The sequence below is a fragment of the Rhodospirillales bacterium genome (genome assembly GCA_014323865.1).
In the GTDB taxonomy this organism is placed as follows: domain Bacteria; phylum Pseudomonadota; class Alphaproteobacteria; order SP197; family SP197; genus SP197.
On the sequence record JACONG010000016.1, the window covers coordinates 659,289 to 680,014 of the forward strand.

At 63.9% G+C, this 20,726-nt stretch carries 24 protein-coding genes and 2 pseudogenes; 12 read left to right on the plus strand and 14 right to left on the minus strand.

Annotated features, from left to right (window positions below; all coding sequences use genetic code 11):
• The first annotated feature begins 11 nt into the window (after positions 1-11).
• Positions 12-1,349, plus strand: coding sequence for an FAD-dependent oxidoreductase (locus tag GDA49_12185; protein MBC6441139.1), 1,338 nt, complete (start codon positions 12-14; stop codon positions 1,347-1,349).
• Here the strand turns inward: GDA49_12185 and GDA49_12190 are convergent.
• Positions 1,346-1,867, minus strand: coding sequence for a dienelactone hydrolase family protein (locus tag GDA49_12190; GenBank protein ID MBC6441140.1), 522 nt, complete (start codon positions 1,865-1,867; stop codon positions 1,346-1,348). The two genes, GDA49_12185 and GDA49_12190, sit on opposite strands and share 4 nt — an antisense overlap.
• Positions 1,801-2,442, minus strand: coding sequence for a hypothetical protein (locus tag GDA49_12195; GenBank protein MBC6441141.1), 642 nt, complete (start codon positions 2,440-2,442; stop codon positions 1,801-1,803). The genes GDA49_12190 and GDA49_12195 overlap by 67 nt, the downstream gene beginning before the upstream one ends.
• Positions 2,443-2,535: 93 nt before the next feature.
• On the opposite strand from GDA49_12195, the gene GDA49_12200 reads away from it, so the two are divergent.
• Complete coding sequence (locus GDA49_12200; protein MBC6441142.1) at positions 2,536-2,964, plus strand: DUF126 domain-containing protein; 429 nt, start codon at positions 2,536-2,538, stop codon at positions 2,962-2,964.
• A 15-nt stretch (positions 2,965-2,979) separates the two neighbouring features.
• On the opposite strand, the gene GDA49_12205 is transcribed toward GDA49_12200, so the two are convergent.
• The 9 genes from GDA49_12205 to GDA49_12245 all read right to left on the minus strand — a co-directional run bounded on the left by GDA49_12205 (position 2,980) and on the right by GDA49_12245 (position 9,641).
• Entirely contained in the window at positions 2,980-3,591 is a 612-nt protein-coding gene (locus GDA49_12205) for a queuosine precursor transporter (protein ID MBC6441143.1), read from the minus strand.
• Between the two features lie 38 nt (positions 3,592-3,629).
• The gene (gene rpmB, locus GDA49_12210) at positions 3,630-3,926 is read right to left on the minus strand and encodes a 50S ribosomal protein L28 (GenBank protein MBC6441144.1); all 297 of its coding nucleotides are present in this window, start codon (positions 3,924-3,926) and stop codon (positions 3,630-3,632) included.
• A 92-nt stretch (positions 3,927-4,018) separates the two neighbouring features.
• A complete protein-coding gene (locus tag GDA49_12215; GenBank protein ID MBC6441145.1) occupies positions 4,019-4,384 on the minus strand; it encodes an MmcQ/YjbR family DNA-binding protein in 366 nt (121 codons plus the stop codon).
• The gene (meaB, locus tag GDA49_12220) at positions 4,375-5,334 is read right to left on the minus strand and encodes a methylmalonyl Co-A mutase-associated GTPase MeaB (protein ID MBC6441146.1); all 960 of its coding nucleotides are present in this window, start codon (positions 5,332-5,334) and stop codon (positions 4,375-4,377) included. The genes GDA49_12215 and meaB overlap by 10 nt, the downstream gene beginning before the upstream one ends.
• A gap of 11 nt (positions 5,335-5,345) precedes the next feature.
• On the minus strand, positions 5,346-7,481 hold the full coding sequence (gene scpA, locus GDA49_12225) for a methylmalonyl-CoA mutase (protein MBC6441147.1): 2,136 nt from the start codon (positions 7,479-7,481) through the stop codon (positions 5,346-5,348).
• A gap of 59 nt (positions 7,482-7,540) precedes the next feature.
• A complete protein-coding gene (locus GDA49_12230) occupies positions 7,541-7,792 on the minus strand; it encodes a DUF1989 domain-containing protein (protein ID MBC6441148.1) in 252 nt (83 codons plus the stop codon).
• Between the two features lie 45 nt (positions 7,793-7,837).
• Positions 7,838-8,137: an urea carboxylase-associated family protein gene (locus GDA49_12235; GenBank protein MBC6441149.1), complete on the minus strand. Its 300-nt coding sequence runs from the start codon at positions 8,135-8,137 to the stop codon at positions 7,838-7,840.
• 273 nt (positions 8,138-8,410) lie between these two features.
• Entirely contained in the window at positions 8,411-9,001 is a 591-nt protein-coding gene (locus GDA49_12240) for a sel1 repeat family protein (protein MBC6441150.1), read from the minus strand.
• Between the two features lie 154 nt (positions 9,002-9,155).
• On the minus strand, positions 9,156-9,641 hold the full coding sequence (locus GDA49_12245) for an invasion associated locus B family protein (GenBank protein ID MBC6441151.1): 486 nt from the start codon (positions 9,639-9,641) through the stop codon (positions 9,156-9,158).
• Positions 9,642-9,991: 350 nt separating this feature from the next.
• Here GDA49_12245 and GDA49_12250 point away from each other — a divergent pair.
• From GDA49_12250 to GDA49_12275, 6 genes and pseudogenes are all read left to right on the plus strand, one after another.
• Positions 9,992-11,089 (plus strand): annotated as a pseudogene (locus tag GDA49_12250) (aminotransferase class III-fold pyridoxal phosphate-dependent enzyme).
• A 609-nt stretch (positions 11,090-11,698) separates the two neighbouring features.
• Entirely contained in the window at positions 11,699-11,920 is a 222-nt protein-coding gene (locus GDA49_12255) for an efflux RND transporter permease subunit (protein ID MBC6441152.1), read from the plus strand.
• The gene (locus GDA49_12260) at positions 11,921-12,289 is read left to right on the plus strand and encodes an efflux RND transporter permease subunit (protein MBC6441153.1); all 369 of its coding nucleotides are present in this window, start codon (positions 11,921-11,923) and stop codon (positions 12,287-12,289) included.
• Positions 12,208-12,498, plus strand: a pseudogene (locus tag GDA49_12265) (efflux RND transporter permease subunit). The gene GDA49_12260 and the pseudogene GDA49_12265 overlap by 82 nt, the downstream one beginning before the upstream one ends.
• Positions 12,499-12,517: 19 nt before the next feature.
• On the plus strand, positions 12,518-13,822 hold the full coding sequence (locus GDA49_12270) for an efflux RND transporter permease subunit (GenBank protein MBC6441154.1): 1,305 nt from the start codon (positions 12,518-12,520) through the stop codon (positions 13,820-13,822).
• Entirely contained in the window at positions 13,812-14,429 is a 618-nt protein-coding gene (locus GDA49_12275; protein ID MBC6441155.1) for an efflux RND transporter permease subunit, read from the plus strand. The genes GDA49_12270 and GDA49_12275 overlap by 11 nt, the downstream gene beginning before the upstream one ends.
• Positions 14,430-14,617: 188 nt before the next feature.
• Here the strand turns inward: GDA49_12275 and phaR are convergent, their stop codons facing one another.
• Entirely contained in the window at positions 14,618-15,238 is a 621-nt protein-coding gene (gene phaR / locus GDA49_12280; GenBank protein ID MBC6441156.1) for a polyhydroxyalkanoate synthesis repressor PhaR, read from the minus strand.
• 141 nt (positions 15,239-15,379) lie between these two features.
• On the opposite strand from phaR, the gene GDA49_12285 reads away from it, so the two are divergent.
• The 4 genes from GDA49_12285 (at position 15,380) to GDA49_12300 (ending at position 18,378) form a co-directional block, all read left to right on the plus strand.
• A complete protein-coding gene (locus tag GDA49_12285; GenBank protein ID MBC6441157.1) occupies positions 15,380-15,652 on the plus strand; it encodes a hypothetical protein in 273 nt (90 codons plus the stop codon).
• Positions 15,579-16,733: an alpha/beta hydrolase gene (locus GDA49_12290; protein ID MBC6441158.1), complete on the plus strand. Its 1,155-nt coding sequence runs from the start codon at positions 15,579-15,581 to the stop codon at positions 16,731-16,733. Before GDA49_12285 ends, GDA49_12290 begins: the two co-directional genes overlap by 74 nt.
• The gene (locus tag GDA49_12295; protein MBC6441159.1) at positions 16,726-17,130 is read left to right on the plus strand and encodes a GNAT family N-acetyltransferase; all 405 of its coding nucleotides are present in this window, start codon (positions 16,726-16,728) and stop codon (positions 17,128-17,130) included. The genes GDA49_12290 and GDA49_12295 overlap by 8 nt, the downstream gene beginning before the upstream one ends.
• 72 nt (positions 17,131-17,202) lie before the next feature.
• Positions 17,203-18,378, plus strand: a complete 1,176-nt coding sequence (locus GDA49_12300) for an acetyl-CoA C-acetyltransferase (GenBank protein MBC6441160.1) — start codon at positions 17,203-17,205, stop codon at positions 18,376-18,378.
• Positions 18,379-19,125: 747 nt separating this feature from the next.
• Here GDA49_12300 and GDA49_12305 read toward each other — a convergent pair.
• Positions 19,126-19,422 carry a hypothetical protein gene (locus GDA49_12305; GenBank protein MBC6441161.1) on the minus strand — a complete coding sequence of 99 codons (297 nt, stop codon included), beginning with the start codon at positions 19,420-19,422 and terminating at the stop codon, positions 19,126-19,128.
• Between the two features lie 318 nt (positions 19,423-19,740).
• On the minus strand, positions 19,741-20,694 hold the full coding sequence (locus tag GDA49_12310) for an AEC family transporter (GenBank protein MBC6441162.1): 954 nt from the start codon (positions 20,692-20,694) through the stop codon (positions 19,741-19,743).
• Positions 20,695-20,726: the final 32 nt, after the last annotated feature.

Here is a 20,726-nt window from a genome sequence, read left to right on the forward strand (position 1 = left end):
GAGCGCCCCCCATGGACCGTCATCAGTTTTCTCCGATCAGCCGGCGCAGCTTTCTCACCGGTCTCGGCGCCACCCTGGCTCTTCCGACGGCGCTTCACGTCCAAGTGCCGACCAATCCCGATGTCGTGGTCATCGGCGCCGGTGCCGCAGGCCTTGGCGCGACCAAGACTCTGATCGATCGCGGCATCTCGGTCGCGCTGATCGAAGGCTCCGACCATATCGGCGGTCGCGCGGTCACCGAAACCTCGACCTTCGGCGTGCCCTATGATGTCGGCGCGCACTGGCTCCACCACGACAGCCGCAACCCTTTCAACCAGTATGGCAAGGACAACGGCTTCACGATCTACCGCGCGCCCGACAACTACCGGGTCTTCGCCGACGGTCGCGCGGTCTCGGACTCCGAACAGTCGGCCATGTGGCGGACTTGGGATTTGATTTACAGCGCCATCGGCGACAAGGCCGATCGCGGGCTTGATGTCTCTGCCGCCAAGGCTGCCGAAAGCGTGCGCGATGAGTGGACCGCGACGGCTGCCATGGGGATTGGTCCCTGGAGCATGGCCAAGGATCTTGCCGACTTCTCGGTGATCGACTGGTGGAAAGGCCTCGACGGCTCCGACTACTTCTGCAAGGAGGGCTTCGGCACGCTGGTGGCGCACTACGGCGCTGCGATTCCGGTCTCGCTCAACACCAAGGCGATGACGATCGACTGGAGCGGCCCGGGCGTGAAGGTCGAGACCGACCAGGGAATGATCGAAGCCAAGGCCGTGATCGTCACGGTGTCGACCGGCGTTCTGGCCAATGACGGCATCGCCTTCGCGCCCGCGCTCCCGGCCGAGAAGATGCAGTCCTTCCACGACATTTCCATGGGCTACTACGATCACATCACCCTGCAGTTCAGCAGCGATGTGTTCGAGTTGGGCGAAGACGGCTACGTGCTATTTCAGGTCGGCGATGACGGCAAGGGCTTCGGCACGCTGACCAACGCCGGCGGCCACGGCCTGGCCTATTGCGACGTGGGCGGTTCGTGGGCGCAGGAACTCCAGGGATGTCCCATCGCCGAACGTGTCGATTACGCACTCTCCACCCTGCGCGGCCTGCTCGGCAGCAGCATCGACAGCAGTTTCGTGAAGGGCGACGCCACATCGTGGGGCAAGAACCCATGGACGATGGGTTCCTACGCCTCAGCAACCCCCGGCGCCTATTCAATGCGCCGGGTGCTGCGCAACTCGGTCGACGATCGCATCTTTTTCGCCGGCGAAGCCTGCCACCGGACCCAATGGGCGACGGTCGCCGGTGCGCTCAAGTCCGGTCAGGACGTAGCCAACGACGTCGCGCGCGAGGTCGGCTAGCCCAGGTTCTCGTCGAAGAACGCCACGGTCCGCTCCCACGACAGCGCCGCATCGGCCTTGTCGCAGCGGCTGCTCGAGGGGCTGGCGAAGGCATGGTCGGCTTCGTACCAGTAGACGCCGGCCTCATCCATCGCAGCCGTGAACTTGTCGACCATCGGCGCGTTGATCCACTGGCCGTGCGTCGGGAAGTGATCGAGCACCGGGTCCTGCAGCGCTGAAAGCTGCTCGGCCGTGCGATCGACATTGCCGTAGTAGACGATCGTCGCCTCTACGGGGCGCGCCATCAAGGCGTTGAGCGACCAGCCGCCGCCGAAATACCAGCCGACCGTACCGATGGCACCAGTGGCATTGTCACGACCGCGCAGCCAGTCGATCCAGGCCTCCAGGGTTTCGGTCGCTTCGCTCTCGACCACCTGATTCATGTAGCTCTTGGCATCATCCGGATTGTCGGTCACTTTGCCTGCGTAGAGATCGACTGCCAAGGTGCCGTAGCCTTGGTTGACGAACCCCGCCGCCACCGCCTTGATGCTATTGTTGAGATCCCCACCATTCGTGGATCAGCGGCACGCTGGGTGCCGGCGCCATTTGTGGTGCCCCCTAGGCGGCCGAAACCTCCAGCCCCGATCCGGTGGTAATCGTCACCGTTTCGAGAGAGGATGCTGCAGCGAGTGCCGCTGCCGGATCGGCCAGAACCGCAATCAGGCTTCTGGCGGCCACGGGCACCGCCGCAGCCGGCGATCTGGATGCCTATTTCACGCTCGTCCGAGAGGTCCAGGATCTTCACGTCGCGGAGCGTCCGGACCTCCTTTAGCCTACCGTTCTGAACAACACCTTTCGCGCGCACTTCGCCGATGCCGTCAGGCAGCTGCACAAGGAGATCGTCATCGCATGGCTGGATGACGAGGCCGTCAGCGCCGTACACTGCGAGATGTCGAGCCTTGATCCCACGGGTGTCTATCTGATCGACCGCCCGATGATCTGGATCGAGTCGATTTCCGTGCGGCCTTCCCATAGCAGGAAGGGGATCGACAGTAACTTGATCCCGCTCGTCCGCGAGGTCGACGCTCGACACTGCATCGCCGACATCGGTCAAACTGGTCAACACGTTGCGGCCCTCGGGCTTTGACTGCGGCCCCCGTCGTCTCGACGCTTGCCTGGTGATGGCGACCACGGAGCGCGTGACATCATGAACAGAGAACCGCAGGAGATCGTGCTTCAGGGCCGCTCGGTCTGTGGTCACAACGTGGTGGGCGATACCCTAGTGTCGCAACAGAACTCCGGCGTCCGCTATGACCTAGACCCGGAAACGTGTCTGATCTCGAACCGCCAGCACGACCTCTACGGCGAAGCGATGGCGGGGCGCATCCTGGTGTTCGCGAATCCGAAGGGCGGGGTGGCCGCATCATGGTCCCTGGCCAGCCTTGCGGAACGTGGTATCGCGCCCTGCGCCATCATCTTCCGCAGGGCCAGCCCGGTCTTCGTGCAGGGTGCCATCTTCGCCAGGCTGTCGATTGTTCACGAACTCGCGCAGGATCCCTGCGCGACCATCAGGAAGGCCGATCGGTGCACGCTCGTTCCATCTGAAGGGTGCGTCACGGTTCGGCGTAGCGGCTGACGAAGCCGCCCGCTGTCAGGCGCTCTTCGGTCCGCTCAGGAGCTGCGGCGCGAAGACATCCATCAGGGCGCGATACGGAATGAGAAGGCCCAAGGCCATCGCAGCCTTGATCGCGTAGTCACCCGTGGCAAGCTGAATCCAGCTTGAGTTCTCGGGAACGAAGATCGGGAAGAACACGACGAAGAAGAGATAGAAGAAGATCAGCGTGTCGACCGCCGAGGCGACCACCGAAGAGACCAGCGGCGCGCGCCACCAAGTGCCCTTGCGAAGGCGCTGGAAGATCACGATGTCAAGCAGCTGGCCGCACAGGAAGGCCGTCCCTGAGGCGATGGCCGTGTTGACGGCGATTTCCGACAGCACGTTGGGTGCACCCTGGAAGGGTATCCAGTCGGCCAGGAAAGCCGACATCAGGACGCCGACGACAAAGCCGACGACCACGACCTTGGCAGCCTTGACCGGTCCGAAGGCACGGTTCGAAAGGTCGGTCACCAGGAACGCGAACGGAAAGGTGAACGCGCTCCAGGTGAGCCAGTCGTTGATCGGGTACTTGACCAGAATGTTCGAGGCGACGACGACCAGGACCATCGCGGCGATGGGCCAGGCAAGCGTCAGACGACCGGCTGTCATAGCCCGCGTGCTCCCGTGCGGATTGTCTCAGGCTTGGTTCAGGCGGCGGGCTTCTTGACCATCGCCTTTTCGACGCGACGCTTCAGGCGCAGGGCCGAATCGGGGAGTTTTGCGTCCCGCTCCCCCAGAAGGAAGGAATCGATACCGCCCCGCTTCTCGACCGTGCGCAGAGCATTGGCCGACACACGCAGGCGAACCTGCTGGCCGAGAGCCTCGGAAAAGATGCTGACATTGACCAGATTCGGGCGGAAGGTCCGCTTGGACTTGTTTTCCGCGTGGCTGCGGTTGTTGCCGACCATGACCGACTTGCCCGTGAGATCACAGGTGCGCGACATGACATTGCTCCTTAAAGATAAATGGCAGCGCTGCCAGCCCAGCGCACCGTCCGAATTTCGGACACGCTCTATACGCAAGGAGTCTGGGCCGGTCAACCTCGAGCGGCGCTCTCGGGCACCTGTTCAGCGAGTGTCTTCGGTGCCGTCATCCGGTAGCTCCGTTCCACGAGCAGTGTCACCTCGTCCCAGCCGGGGTTCTCGTCCAGATACATGCCAACCCATCCCTTCGGGCCGACGTAGGGGGGCACGAAGAACCTTTCGGAATCAGCACCGACCAGAATGGTCTGGCTACCCTTGGGCGCCTTGAACGAGATCGCCGGGCGGCCCTCCCGATCGGCCATGATAACGAAGATCTTGTCGCGCACGCGAAATGTGGCGCGTTCCCAGGTTTCCCGCTCCTCAGCCTCGGGCAGAGCGAGGCAGACAGCACGCAGGCGGTCTTCAGCGCTCAGGGCCAAGCCTCCTCGCCCAGCAGGGCCTGGGCGGCGCGGCGCAACGACAGCCGACCCGCGGCGACCTCGCCCTCCAGATTGTCCAGAAGCTCCCGTTTGCGGGGATCGGTATTGAGCCGTGCCGTCGCGAGCCGCACCACCTCGTCCCTCAACGCCGCCTGCGCCTGAGTGCCACGTTTGCCGGCCAGATGTTCGCTGGCGGCCACGAAGTAGTCCGACACGGACGTCCAGACAGCGTCCATGCCCGCGCCGGTCAGGGCAGAGCAGGACTTGACCCTGGGCGTCCAGAAGGTCTCATGGGGCCGCATTAGAGCCATGGCGGCACGATGGTCGGAGACGACATGACGCGCTGCATCGACCAGAGAACCATCGGCCTTGTTGACCAGGATAAGGTCGGCCAGCTCCATCACGCCACGCTTCACGCCCTGCAGACTGTCGCCCGCGCCGGGCGCCAAGAGCAGCAGAAAGACGTCGGTCATCGCCGCCACGGCCGTTTCGGATTGCCCGACACCGACCGTCTCCACGATGACGAGATCGTAGCCCGCGGCCTCGACCAGTCTGATCACGTCGCGCGTGCGCCGCGCCACGCCACCGAGTTCGCCGCCCGACGGCGATGGCCGGATGAAGGCGCGTGCATCCCGCGCCAGCCTCTCCATGCGTGTCTTGTCGCCCAGGATCGAACCGCCGCCAAGCGTCGAGGACGGGTCGACCGCCAGCACGGCAACCCGCCGGCCCTGCTCCAAGGCGTGCAAGCCGAAGACCTCGACAAAGGTCGATTTTCCCACACCCGGTGCGCCCGAGATGCCTACGCGCCAGCTTTCCGTTGTCGAGGGATCGAGCGCCTCCAGCATCGTCGCCGCCTGCTCCTCGTCGTCGGCGCGTGACGATTCCACCAGCGTGATGGCGCGCGCCAGCGCCCGACGGTCGCCGTTCCGAATGGCCTCAATGACGGACATGGCGTCGGCGGTCAGGCCGCCTGGCGCTCATCGCCGACGATGTCGAGGATCTCGGCGGCGGCTTTCGGGATGTTGGTGCCGGGACCGTAGACCGCGGCGACGCCAGCTTCCTCGAGCATCGCGTAGTCCTGCGGCGGCACGACACCACCCACGATGACCCGGATGTCGGAGGCACCCTGATCCGAGAGCGCGGCGATGAGCTGCGGTACCAGCGTCTTGTGACCGGCCGCCTGGGTCGACACGCCGATGATGTGGACGTCGTTCTCGATCGCCTGGTGGGCGGCCTCCTCGGGCGTCTGGAAGAGCGGCCCGACGTCAACATCGAAACCTATGTCGGCAAACGCCGTTGCGATCACCTTAGCACCCCGGTCATGGCCATCCTGGCCGAGCTTGACCACCAGCATACGCGGGCGGCGACCGTTCTCGTTGGCGAAGGCCTCGACCCGACCACGGATTGTCTGGAATTCCCCGTCACCCTCCCAGGCCGCACCGTAGACGCCGGAGATCGACCGGGTCACGGCACGATGGCGGGTGAACACGACTTCCATGGCGTCCGAAATCTCGCCCACAGTGGCACGGGCCCGTGCTGCTTCGATGGACAGCGCGAGCAGGTTGTCGTCGCCACGGGCGCCCTCCTCCACGGCCTTCAGCGCGACCTGGCAAGCGGCCTCATCTCGGCTGGCGCGGACCTGCTGCAGGCGGGCGACCTGGGCCTCGCGCACGGCAGTGTTATCGATGTCGCGCACGTCGACCTCGTGCGGCTCGTCGGCTTGGTACTTGTTGACGCCGACAATGGTCTCCTCGCCGCGGTCGACACGGGCCTGCTGCCGCGCCGCACTCTCCTCGATCCTGAGCTTGGGCATGCCGGCCTCAATCGCCTTGGTCATACCGCCCATGGCTTCGACCTCGTCGATCAGGCCCTGGGCCTTGTTGACGAGCGAGGCTGTCAGCGCCTCGACGTAATAGCTGCCGCCGAGCGGATCGACGACATGGGTGACGCCGGTCTCCTCGCTCAAGATCAACTGGGTGTTGCGCGCGATCCGCGCCGCGAAATCGCTGGGCAGCGCCAGCGCCTCGTCGAAACTGTTCGTGTGCAGGCTCTGGGTCCCACCGAGGACGGCTGCCATGGCCTCGTAAGCGGTGCGCACGATATTGTTGTAGGGGTCCTGCTCGGTCAGCGACACGCCGGAGGTTTGGCAATGGGTGCGCAGCATGGAGGACTGCGGCTTCTGCGGACCGAAGGGTTCCATCAGGCGTGCCCACAACAGGCGCGCGGCGCGCAGCTTGGCGACCTCCATGAAGAAGTTCATGCCGATGGCGAAGAAGAAGCTCAGACGCGGCGCGAAAGCGTCGATGTCGAGGCCGCGCGAGAGCGCCGCACGCACGTAATCGACACCATCGGCCAGCGTAAAGGCGAGCTCCTGCACCGCCGTCGCTCCGGCTTCCTGCATGTGATAGCCACTGATCGAGATCGAGTTGAAGCGCGGCATATTGCCGGCCGTGTGCGCGATGATATCGGCGACGATCCGCATGCTCGGCTCGGGCGGATAGATGTAGGTGTTGCGGACCATGAACTCCTTGAGGATGTCGTTCTGTATGGTCCCCGAGAGCTGTTCCTGGCCGGTCCCCTGCTCCTCGCCGGCCACCACGAACATGGCGAGCACCGGCAGCACCGCACCGTTCATGGTCATCGAGACCGACATCTGGTCGAGCGGGATGCCGTCGAACAGGATCTTCATGTCCTCGACGCTGTCGATCGCCACGCCGGCCTTGCCGACGTCGCCCACGACGCGCGGATGATCGCTGTCGTAGCCGCGGTGGGTGGCGAGATCAAATGCGACCGACAGGCCCTTCTGGCCGCCGGCAAGAGCCTGACGGTAGAACGCGTTTGATTCCTCGGCGGTCGAGAATCCGGCGTACTGGCGGATCGTCCAGGACCGGTTGGTGTACATCGTCGCGCGCACGCCGCGCGGATAGGGCGAAAAGCCCGGCAGGGTGTCGATGTCCTGCAATGCTTCGAGGTCAGCCGCCGTGTAAAGCGGCTTCACGGCGATGCCTTCGGGTGTCTGCCAGACCAGATCGTCGGCCGACCCGCCCCTCAGTTCCTTTTCCGCGCGCTCGCACCAGTCAGGGGGCAACGCCGTCATCGTCCAGAACCTTTCATTTCGCACTTGCGAGATGAGTATCGACGGCGGCCTGTGGCCCGTCAATCCAGCATGATCGCGACGTCACCCGGCGTGCCGTCCCCACTATTGATCGGATAGACGTCGTCGGGACGGGCGGAGAAGGCCATTAGGCAGCCCATCAAGGCCTCGACTTCGACATAGGCACCCGGTTTCGAGGTTGGCCGGACGTAGTCGATCGTGCAGCCGTCAACCATCGGCGCCAGCATGAAGAGGTTCCAGGGTGCGGATGTGATCGGGAACGAATGACCGTGCTGCGCAAGCGCGGTGACCAGGTTGTCCGCGCAGTTGACGTGGCCTTCGCCGCCCTCGTTGCGAGCTTACATCGCCCTGCTGCAGGCTGCAATCAGGGTGTCGTGCTCCCCGGGTGAGATGTCGGCCGCGATCTTCAGAATGGGCCGGTAACGGTTGGTGATCAGCTCGTCGCCGGGCTCGAACACGACGCGTTGCAACACCTCACGGCAGTGCTCCATTGAGAGCATCTCGCCCGTTTCGTTGTCAGGGAAGGCCCAAGTGTCGACCACCTGGGTATCGTGCATGTTGACCACCCGAAGCCTGCGTCCCCTCTTGAGGGGAACCGCAAGACCCTCACGGGCCGGAAGGGTCATCCGTGCCGCCATCGTCCGTCCTATGGTCTGTTGTGCAGGTGCGAAATGACGGACCCCACCGCCCTAGCCATGGCCGGGGTTGTGACACGGCCAGTCCGTTGTAGACCTGCTGGGCCTGTTCGCGGATGTCCGGCGCTTCGTCGATCCGCGCCGAGATGCCCGCCCAGTTCATGGCGACTAGGGTAAGCCACCGGTTGAGCGCACCGTCCTCACCCTCAGCGAGCGGTGCCAGCATGTCGGCGATGATAAACGCCGACCGCAGGTCGCCGTCATTGAACGCGATTCTCAGCAGGGTGTTGGCCTTGCCGGTATCAGTCGGGAAGTCGTCGCGCCCGAGCTTGTAGTGCAGCCCCAGATCCTTGGCGGCCTCGACGCTGTCGCCGTCGACCGCGCGGACGCACCAAGTCTCACCGCCTGTTCGATGTTGCACTTCGTGCCGTCACCGCGCCAGAACCATCCCGCGCCTCGGTCCATGGCAGGCACGTCACCGGCCAGCGCATCCTGCAGGCAGAGTTCCAGCGCCTTGCGCCGGTCCTGTTCGACTACGTTGCCGTAGGCATAGAACAGTTCGGCCTCGCAATAGGTCGCAACATGGCCGTTGCCAGCGTCCCCTTCGAGCCATTTCAGTTGGTCGGTGCCCGTGCTGATCGCGTGGCCGCTATCGTAGCAGTTCACGATGGCGTACTGCGCGTCGACGTTGCCCGCTTCGCCGGCCTTGATGTAACGATCGCACGCCTTGGTCGGGTCCCTGTTGACGTCTTCGCCCTCTTCGTAGAGGCGCGCCAAGACCATTGCCGCCCGCATATCGCCGTTGATCCTTGCCGACTCCAGCATGTTGACAGCAATCGTGTGGTTGCCATCTTCCAACGCCTTCATGCCGATGTCGTAATCAACCCGGGCAAACGTGGTCGAAACGGCGGCCAACACCGTCACTGCCCAGAACAATCACAACCCCATGGTGACGCCTCCACCCGGATCGCGCCGGGCAAGGGTGGCGGCCCCACCGTCGCGATGCAAGGCGGAGGTTTGCCTAGAAGCTGTTCCAGCCGGCCGTGAAGCCGCTGAGAGAGAGCGGGATCTGTGCAATCTGCCCAAAGGGATCCCCGATAGTGACCGTGGCCTGGATGCCTGCTTTCATGCGATCGGCAAGGTCATGATCGAGGTTGATCTGCGTCATGCAGCCATTGGAGAAGCACGCCACGTAACTGACGGTTCCCAGATCGAACCCGTCGACCTGCATGTTCAGGCCCGCGGGCAGAAAGACGCCCAAGGGTACGGTCAGCCGCAGAAGAGGCTCCTCGCCGGCCGGCTTGGCGACAAACGCCGTCATAACCCGCTCGGTTTCGCCAGGATTCGAGGCCGCCTGGAACAGGAAACAGTCCTGCTGGCCGACGGCGTTGAGGTTGCAGTAGAACTCCCAGGATCCGTGCGTCGCCTGAAGCGTGGGCTGCCTCTCCTGTGCGATCGCCGAACCGGCAAACGAGACAACGAGACACAAGGCCAGGGCCAAACGCATGAGCTGTTCCTCTCGGAAGCCGAATGATCCGATCGCACCACAGAGACCGGGCCCGGCCCAAGTGGGCCACGCTCTAGCGAGACCGGTGTTCCGATGCAATCCCCGGGGCAAACACGACACCGCGAAGCATCCCGCCAGGGACCAACCAGCGCCGCGAAGCGTGGAAGCCCTCGGTCGACACCGGGCTAAGTTCGCGCCCCGCCCCAGCGACGTCAAACCAAGTATTCTCGAGATGGACGACACCAGTTTCAACTACCCGGATCGGCCTAACGATTTCGAATCGCTGGCTGCCCTTCACGACCAACAAGGGTTTCAAGCAGACCCCGCGGCAGCTCGCCAGCGCCAAGGACATGCACTACCAACCCCCGGACGGGCGCCAGATCCTGGATGGCACGGGGGCTGTGGCGCTGCAATGTCGGCCACAGGCGGGAGAAGATTGCCGAAGCGATCAAGGTCCAGGCTGACCGCATGGACTTCGCGCCCACCTTCAACATGAGACACCCCGCCGCCTTCTAGCTCCCAATCGCTTGGTCGAGCTGATGCCCGGCAACCTTGATCACGTCTTTCTCACCAGCTCCGGCTCCGAGTCCGCCGATACGGCGCTGAAGATCGCGCTTGGCTATCACTACGTGCGCGGCAACGGCTCGAAGATGCACCTCATCGGCCGCGAGCGCGGCTATCACGGCACCAACTTCGGCGGCACCTCCGGCGGCGGCATCGTCAAGAACAGGCAGTTCTATGGCGGCCCGATCTCGGGCGTCGACCACATCCGCCACACCCTCGACATCAAGCACAACGCCTTCTCGAAGGGTCAGTCCGAGTGGCGTGCGCACCTGGCCGACGATCTGGAGCGTCTGGTGCAGTTGCACGACGCCTCGACCATCGCCGCGGTGCTCGTCGAACCCGTCGCCGGCTCGACGGGCGTCCTGATCCCGCCCAAGGGCTATCTGCAGCGCCTGCGTGAGATCTGCGACAAGCACGACATCCTGCTGATCTTCGATGAGGTCATCACCGGCTTCGGCCGCCTGGGCACGAGCTTCGTGGTCGAACACTTCAACGTCGAGGCCGACATCGTGACCACCGCCAAGGGCCTGACGAACGCCGCCGTACCCATGGCGCGGACTTCACCCAGAATGAAGATCTGCGACGCCTTCATGGAGAACACGAAGGCCGGCATTGAGCTTTTCGGCGACGCCCAGAACGTACAGGAAGGCGATTTGCTCTTCCTGATCGACCCCGCATCCTTCGAGGCCGACGTTCAGCTCGCAGAAGCCAATGTCGCCAAGGCGTCGGCGGCCGTCGAATCGACCTCCAACCAGTTCGAGTGGACCCAGACTCTCTACGACCAGGGCGATGTGACCAAGGCACGGCTCGACGAGGATCAATCCGCAGCGCGCCATGCCGCCGCCGAACTGCTCGCGACGGAGGCTCAGTTCAACCAGGCCTAGGTTCAGTTGAGCTACACCTTCGTGCTCCCGCCCATCTCCAGCCGCATCTCGGAGAGTACCTACAGCGTCGGTGCCCTGGTCGACACGTCGAGCGGTTCACTCGCCCAGATTATCAATCGTGACCCGATCTACATCACCTTCGCCGTCAGCGAGACGACCATGCCGGAGGTCAAGCAGCGCCGGGGCGAAATGGGCTCGATGCACCTTCGATGCGGCAGCGGGTCTGGAGACCTTCGTCGTGCCGCGCATTCTGCTGCTGAAAGGGAGGCTACTACAGCGAGATCGACTTCGTCAGCGCTACCGTCGACACGCAGACCGGCACGACCGGCATCTGCGCTGTGTTTCCCAATCCGAACGAAATCCTGTTGCCGGGTCAGTTTATCACTGTCGTGATTGAGGACTCGAAGCCGACGATGGCGGTGACCGTGTCTCAGGTCCCCGTGCAGCAGGACAAGGATGGTGCCTTCATGCTGGTCGTCGACGGCGAGAACGGCACGGACGACATCGTCGAAACCGGGCTCAACCCCGGCGACACCGTGATCACGCAGGGCGTCCTGAAAGTGCGGGCCGGTCAACCCGGTGCAGGCCGAAGCGGCTGCCCAGTAGCCGATGTTCTCGCACTTCTTCATCGATCGACCGGAGTTCGCGTTTGTCATATTGATCCTGATCACGATCGCGCTCAGTGTGCTGCCGGTCTCCGAGTTCCCGGAGATCTCTCCGCCTCAGGTCAGCGCCAGAGCCTTCTATCCCGGCGCCAACGTGGATGTCGTGGAATCGACCGTTGCCGTCCCGATTGAGACCGAGACCAACGGCGTCAACGATATGACCTAAATGAGCTCGACGAGTTCCGGGTTCGGCAGCTACAGCCTGTTGATCTCGTTCGGGATCGGCACCGATGCCGACATCACGGCGATCAACGTCCAGAACCGGGTGGTGATCGCCACAAACAAGCTATCCGAGGAGGTCCGTCGCCAGGGCATCGCGATCCAGCCGCAGAACATCCAAACGACGGCTGGTCAGATCGGTGCGCCGCTGATCGAGCAGGAGCTGCAGTTCCAGTACTCCATCGTTGCGCAAGGTAGCCTGACCTCGCCCGATGAGTTCGGCGAGATCGTCATCTGTTCCGATCGCACGGGCGCCGATCTCAAGCTGCGCGATATCGCGCGTATCGAACTCGGCGCCGACACTTACAGCTCCTAGGGTCAACTCAGCGGCGCGCTGGCTGCCTCGCGCGGGCCATCTATCGGGCGCCCGGCACCAACGCTCTTGCGTTCGCTGAAGCCGTACGTGCGGAGCGCGACCGGTTGTCGGTGCGGTTCCCCGACGATGTCGCCTACGAGGTGGTCTACGACACCACGCTCTTTGTGCGGACCAGGATCGACGAAGTGATCATTACACTCGTAACAGCCTTTCCTGCTGGTCGTCTGCGTGACCTACATCTTCCTGCAGGACTGGCGCGCGACGATCATCCCGGCGCCTGCCATCCCGTTCTCGCTGATCGGCACCTTCGGCGTGTTGCTGATGATGGGCTATTCAGCCAACATCATCTCGTTCTTCGTGCTGATTCTCGCAATCGTCGTAGTCGAGAATGTTCAACGTTTGGTGGCCGAAGAGGTCTTGGACTCCCGTAAAGCGACCAAGAAGGCGATAACCCAGATCTCGGTCGCGGTGATCGTCACGATCTCGGTCGCAGTGGTGATCTTGTCCTTCAACGCCCTGACGTTTAGTCCTGCACTCTGTTCGCCGCTGATGCGTTCGGAGAATCTCGCCACACGCGGACCGCTCGGCTGGTTCAATAAGGCCTTCGACACCACACGAATCGGCTATGTCGCGACGGTCCGCAAGATGGCCCGCATGGCTGCGGTCAGCCGGGTCATCCTCGGCGGCGTCCATGCCAGCTCCTTCCTGCTGTTCACCAACCCGCCGACTGGCTTCCTTCCGGAGGAAGATCGCGGCGCATTCTTCATCGATATCCAATTGCCCGATGCTGCATCGTTCTCACGGACCGAGGAGATGGTGAACCAGAGTGAGGAGTTCATCAGCGGTGTGCCAGGGTTCGAGAGCATCATCACCGTGCCGGGCTGCGGCCTGCTCGGCGGTTCGAGCGCGTCGAACGCCGGCCATGCGGTCGTCGTGCTCGATCTGTGGGACAAGAGGGACGATCCGTCGCTCGCGCAGGATACCATCATGGCGCAGATTCAGGGCCAACTCTCGGCACTCGCCGCCGCCAACGCCTTTGCCTTTTCGCCCCCGCCCATTCCGGGCCTAGGCGCCACGGGCGGTTTCGACTTCAAGCTGCAGGATGTCCGTGGCAGAACACCGCAGCAGTTGTTACAGGCACTCGGTGCGCTGGCGATCAACGCCAACCAAGATCCTGACCTGCAGGCCGTCTTCAACACGTACCGGTCGAACGTGCCGCAGCTCTTTATGAACATCGACCGTGACAAGATCGAGGCGCTGTGCATCCCGCTGGTCGACATCTTCACGACACTGCAGGCTAACCTGGGCTCATGCTACGTCAACAACTTCAACTATCTAGGCCGCATCTTCCAGGTCATCGTGCAGGCCGAAGAGGGCTTCCACACCACGCCGGATGACATCCGCGCACTCAACGTGCGCACGCGCGGCGGCGAGATGGTGCTGCTGAGTTCGCTCGTGGCGGTCGAGACGATCCTCGGTCCCGAGACGCTCAACCGTTACAACAACCTTCTGTTCGGCTACGGTGAACGGTAGCCCGGCGCCCGGCAAGAGTTCGGGCCAGGCCATCGAGGCAATGGAGCGGATCTCCCAAGACCTCCTGCCGGAGGGATTCGCCTATGAGTGGTCGGGCCAAATCCTCGAGGAGCTGAAGTCAGCCGGCGCGGCCACCGTCGTTTTCGCGCTTGCGATCATCATGGTCTACCTCTTCCTCGTCGCGCAGTACGAGAGCTGGAGCCTGCCGTTTGTCGTGATTCTCTGCGCGGCGGGCGTGCGCCTTGAGGAGGCCGGCGAGGTCGAGCAGGTGCTCGACGGCATCCGCCGGCCGGGCCGGGTCAACAACAGGCGGGGCAAGATGCTCGACGAGCTCGGACTGTCGTTGTGGGAGCGGGGCTTCTTCCACAGCCGGAGTCCGAACGCCGAGTGGGGTCGCGTTCTGTCGCGCAGATCGAAGCGATGGAGAAACTGCCGGCCATGCCGCCGGGACCGCCGTGTTCCCGGTGGCTGGCGGCGGCCAGCACCAGGCCTGCGCGAGCACCTGGTTTGCCATCCATCTCCATCACCGACGAACGGCGAAGGCGTAGCCTGCTTCCGTCGCCGCGATCGCAGGCATGGCGCAGAGCGGCCCCAGCGCCGTACTTAAGGTAGAGAAAGACTAAAATCGGGCAGGTCATGACGGGCAGTCCGGCCATCAGCCACCGGCCGCCGTACCCCAGCGACGCGATAGCCATCCGGCCAGCGTGATGATCAGCGGCTTGGCGAGCAGATTGGAGAGGAAGAAGGACACCGGGGCCTAACGTGCGGGCGGTGCGGGCGGCACGGGCAGGTCGGTCAGCCGCGCTTGGCGAGATCGTCAAGCTGTTTCTGCAGGCTGTCGATCTGATTCTTCAGGGCGTCGAGATCGTCCCGGCTCGCACCGCTTGGCGAGTTCGCATCCGGAGCGCTGCCATTGCCCGACCCGTTGGTCGTCACGCCAGGATAGAACATACCCATGGTGCGCTGGAACATCGCCATGTTGTTCTTGACCATGTCCTCGACCGCGTCACCGGCATCCCTGTTGGAAAACGGAAATATCTGGCCAAAGGTCTGGGACATCATGTCGCGCACCTGCTCCTGGTTCTTCGCCAGGTTCTCCATGCTCATCTCGAGGTAGCGCGGCACGAAGGTCTGCAAGCTGTCGCCGTAGAACCCGATGAGCTGACGCAGGAAGCTGATGGGCAGCAGGTTCGCGCCCTTCGCCTCTTCCTCGACGATGATCTGGGTCAGCACCGAACGTGTGATGTCCTCGCCCGACTTGGCGTCGAACACGGCGAATTCGACGCCGTCCTTAACCATCTGCGCGAGATGATCGAGTGTGACGTAGCTACTCGTCGCCGTGTTGTAGAGGCGACGGTTCGCATACTTCTTGATGACGACGGTGTCGTCGGTATGTTTGTCGTCGTTGTGCGCCATGGTTACGGTCACCCGCAAATGTCCCGGAACTCATTATGACGCCAATGCTGCATTGCGAACAGACTTTGTTGCACTGCGGCGAAACGTCGGGTCGCAGGGAAACTGGTCGCCTGCCCACAAAAGCCTGCTACCCTCACGCCCATGAGCGATCAGGACGATCTCAGGAAGCTGGCCAGCGACTTCGTCGATCTGTGGCGGGAACATCTGGCGCAGCAGGCGTCCGATCCGGCCCTAGCGCAGTGGGCCGAGGTTTGGCTGAAGGGGCTGGGCAGAGGCATGGCCGGTGAGACAGGGTCCGCGCCCGCTGGCGTTTCATCTGACGAGTTCGGCCACCGCCTTGATGAGTTCGCCGCTCGCCTTGCCCGCTGCGAGCAGCGGCTTGATGTCCTGGAGGCCAAGTTCAGGAAACCCTGACCCAAAGAGCCCGGCGGCCGCCGTGGACCTGATCCGGATCGCGAATGCTGTGGACGATACTGACGCGCTCTGCCGCGCTGTTGTTGCGGAAGCGACCGGGCGGCTCTCCGCGTTCGTCACCGGTATCCGCGCCTATCGCGCGCATGGCTACCAACGTCGGCCCTCCGAGACGTCGACGATCTGGGCCAGCGGGTCGAGCCACCTGCTTGATTATGGCGGCACTGGACGCCCCGTGCTGCTTGTGCCCTCGCTCATCAACCGCGCCTATATCCTCGACCTCAGGCCGGGCGCCAGTTTCTGTGCCTGGCTCAGGGACAACGATCTGCGCCCCCTCCTGCTGGATTGGGGCGATCCCGGTGCGGATGAACATCCCTTCGATCTCGAGGCCTACATATCAGCCCGCCTCGCACCGGCACTTGCGGCTGCGGCCGCGGTGGCGGAAGCGCCCGTACCCGTGCTGGGCTACTGCATGGGCGGGCTGCTCGCGCTCGCCGGCGCGCTTGCCGCGCCCGAGATGGTGGCAAGCCTGGCGTTGCTCGCGACACCATGGGACTTCCATGCCGATCGCGCGGGACAGACTGGCATCCTCGCAACGGTCGCCGCGCTCCCCCATGCGCCCGGCACGCCGCCACTGCCGGTCGACATCATCCAGACGCTGTTTGCCTCGCTCCAGCCCATGCTGATCGAAGCCAAGTTCCGCCGTTTCGCATTGATGGACCCGGAGAGCGCAGAAGCCGAAGCGTTCGTCGCCTTGGAGGACTGGCTCAACGACGGCGTTGCGCTTGCCGCACCGACCGCGCGCGACTGCCTGGTAGGCTGGTATCGCGATAACGACCCCGCCGAGGGCCGCTGGCGCGTCGGGGGTGAAACCGTCGATCCCGCCCGGCTGGCGTGCCCAGCGTTCATCGCCCTGCCGACCCGGGACCGGATCGTGCCGCCGGCCTCTGCCTCAGCCTTGGCCAAAGCCATCCCCCATGTCGAAGTGATCGAACCGCGTGCCGGACATATCGGCATGATGGTCGGGCGCCACGCCGAAGGTGCGCTGTGGGAGCCTTTGGGCGCCTGGCTCAACGATGTCTGAACGGACCCTTGCAACCGACCGTCTGGAGCTCTGGATCGCGCAACACGAAACCCGGGGCTACGGCAAGTGGAAGATCCTCACCAAGGACGGCCGGCTCGCCGGCCGCGCCGGTGTGTTCGATGAGGAGGAACTGGACGCTGTCGAGCTCGGCTTCACGATCCACCCGGAGTTTCAGGGTCGGGGCTTCGCCACCGAAATTGCATCCGCCATCGCCGCCTGGACCTTCGCCCATTTCCCGATCGCCCGCCTCGTCGCCTTCTCCCACCCAGACAACATATCCAGACAGCGCGTGCTGAAAAAGATCGGCATGACCTTCACCCACAAAGGCGGGATGGACGACCGGCCATGGCGGTTCTACGAGTCCAACACACCACCGTCCTTCGCACTCGCACAATGAATTTTGCACCTGCGAAATGAATCGGTTTGCCCTATAAGTCGATCCATTCATCCCTGATTCGGAGACATCACCATGACCGAGATTGTGATCGCCAGTGCGGCGCGTACCCCCGTGGGATCCTTCAACGGTGGTCTTTCGAGCCTTGCGGCCCACAAGCTGGGCGAAGTCGCCATCACGGGCGCCATGGAGCGCGCCGGGGTCGATCCGAGCGAGGTCGACGAGGTCGTCATGGGCCAGATCCTGCAGGCGGGGGAAGGCCAGAACCCGGCCCGCCAAGCCTCGATCGGCGCTGGTATCCCTGTCGAGAGCCCGGCCTGGTCGCTCAACCAGCTCTGCGGTTCGGGTCTTCGCGCCGTCGCCGTGGGTTACCAGCAGATCATGCAGGGCGATGCAAACATCGTCATCGCCGGCGGCCAAGAGAGCATGAGCCAGGCGCCGCACTGTGTGCATATGCGCAACGGCACCAAGATGGGCCCGGCCCCGATGATCGACACCATGATCGTCGACGGCCTGTGGGACGCCTTCAACGGTTACCACATGGGCAACACCGCCGAAAACGTCGCCAAGCAGTGGCAGATCACCCGCGACGAGCAGGATATCTTCGCGGTCACCAGTCAGAACCGCGCCGAGGCCGCCCAGAAGGCCGGCAAGTTCAAGGACGAGATCGTTCCGGTCACAATCAAGGGCCGCAAGGGCAACACCGTCGTCGAGGACGACGAATACATCCGCTATGGTGCGGATCTCGAAAGCCTCGCCAAGCTGCGCCCGGCCTTCGACCGCGAGAACGGCACGGTGACCGCCGGCAACGCCTCGGGCATCAACGACGGCGCCGCGGCGACCGTGCTGATGACCGCTGAGGAAGCCGCCAAGCGCGGCATCACGCCGATGGCCCGGATCGTCTCTTGGGCGCATGCCGGCGTCGATCCCTCGATCATGGGCACGGGCCCGATCCCCGCGTCCCGCAAGGCGCTCGAGAAGGCCGGCTGGACAGTCGGCGATCTCGACCTGATCGAAGCCAACGAGGCCTTCGCCGCGCAGGCCTGCGCGGTCAACAAGGACCTCGGCCTCGACCCGGAGAAGGTCAACGTGAACGGCGGCGCCATCGCCATCGGTCACCCGATCGGCGCCTCGGGTGCGCGTGTGCTCAACACCCTGTTGTTCGAGATGCAGAAGCGCGAAGCCAAGCGCGGCATTGCCACGCTCTGCATCGGCGGTGGAATGGGTGTCGCCATGTGCGTGGAGCGCTGAGCCTGTAAAGGAACGTCAGATTGCGACAGACCAAATGCAATGGCGAAATAGAGCGGCACGTTCAGCCCTAGGAGTTCGGCTGCTTCGCGGTTTTGCGCCACGGCGCGCATGATCCGCCCCGGGCGCGCATAGCGCAGGAAGAGCCCGATGCCCAACAGGATCGCCAGAACCAGCACCAGAAGAATGCCCTCGCTGGTGGCAAGGCTGATTTGACCCAGGGCGATCTCGCCCTCGCCCAGGGGCGGGATTTGTTTTGACCTTGGCCCCCAGATCAGGAGCAAGCCGTTTTCCAGAATGGCGGAGGCCGCCAGCGTGGTGATGACCGAGATCAGAACCACATCCGCGCGTCGCTCGAAGGGTTTGACCAGCAGGAAGTGCATCAAGACCCCCACCGCAAACATCACGGCAGAGGTCAACACGATGGCCGGAAACAGTGGCAGCCCCCAGGCCTCCGCACCTGAAAACTGCCAGGCGATGTATGCCCCAAGCGCAATGAACGTTCCATGCGCGAAGTTGAAGATGCCCAGAGTCGTCCAAACCAGCGACAACCCCGTCGCCATCAACGCATAAAGCGCGCCCAGAACGATGCCGCCCTGCATGATCGAAAACAGGGTTGGCGCGTCCATCACGGCTGTTCTCCAAACAGGAGCGCCATCAGACCGTCAGGGTCGGGCATCGCTTCGGGAATGAAGCGTCCGACCTCAAGCTTGTTGCCTGGGCTCGCGCGGGGCACGAGGCTGAAGAGTTTCATCTCTCGGAGCAGAAGAGCCAAGGCGGATCGAGATCGGACCAGCGCCCGTGGCCGGCGTGGTGGATGGCGAGCCTGCGGCCCGCCATCGTTATAAGATTGACGCTGGAAAAGACATCGATGCCCCGCCGGTAATCCTCGGGCGTACGATGAAGGAAGAGCGAGTCGTCACGTCGATGGAGGGTGCCACCCCAATCCTGGATGAGCTCTTCGAGAACGCTGCGGTTGAAGGTGACGACGAGATCGTCGAGCACCGGATCGACGAAATGGGTGACACGTTCGTCAAACTGCTTCATCGGTACACTTGGTTCTGACGTCGCCGTTGTACTGTCCCGTGCGTTGGACCTTGTCGCAGGCCGAGAGCATGATCAGCGCTGCCGACCTGATCGTGGTCCAGACCGCCGCATGGAACGGCTGGTGGTAGGAGAACAAGGAAGACGCCTTCCACATGCTGTGCGAAACACTCGCCGAAACACTCTGAGCTGCCGGCGGTCTTGCGGCAGATCAAGCAGTAACACTTCATGTAGGGGTGACGGCCGTCGCGCTCGACGGTGAGGCGGGCGCGGCCTGGCAATAGCAGAACCCTTCGAGCGTGGGGACGGCGTGTCTCCTCGTCAGATGTTGGCGAACAGGCTAGGCCAGATCGCGGCCAGCAGCATTATCCAGAGCGGAAGGGTGACGACGCAGGCAAGCGCGGTGGCCGAGACGGCGGCGGCGACCGATTGCTCTTGGCTTCGGTACTGCACGGCAAGCACGTAAGCGGTGTTGGCCGTCGGGCTTGCCGCGCAGACGACGGCGGCGGCGAGCAGGAAGGGGTCGAGCCCCAGCAGCAGGCCGGAGGCGAGCACGAACGCCGGCACGATCACCAGCTTCAGGGTCGAGACCGCGAGAATGCGGGAGGCCTCGGCGCGCACGTCCTCCAGCCGGATCGCGGCACCGATCGCAAAGAGCGCGCAGGGCGTCAGCCCCTGGCCCAGGAGATCAAGATAACCCTCCGCGACATCGGGCACCGGCAGACGCAGCAGGGCAAACCCGAATCCGAGCAGCGCCGGCCAGATCATCGGACTGCGCAGCAGCTGGAGCGCCTGCTTCGGAATCGACGGGGCTGCGGTACCCTCGCCTGCCGTGCCCTCCAGCAGGACGATACAGAGCGGTACCATCAGGCCGGCGATCACGATGTTGGCGATGGCGGCCGGCGGCACGCCTTCGGAACCGAACACGGCATAGAGGATCGGCAGCGAGACGAAGCCCGTGTTCGCGACCACGGCCGCCATGGCCGAGACGGCGCGGCTGCGCCCGTCGCAGCCCAGCAGGTGGCACGGCATCCAGCGCAGGGCGAGGAGCGCGATCACCGAACCCACCCCGAAGGCGAGCCAGAAGTCGCCGCCCAGCAGTCCTTCGATCGGATGGCGCGCCACAATGGAAAACATCAGCGAGGGCACGCAGATGAAGTAGGCGAAGCGGATCAGGTGTTCGGCCATCGCCCGCGACACCACGCCCGTCCGCACGGCGAAGAACCCGGTCAGGATCACCGCAAAGGCCGGTGCAATGACGGTCAGGACGTGCAAGGCGATAGGGGCGTTCGAGGATTCTCTCTCCC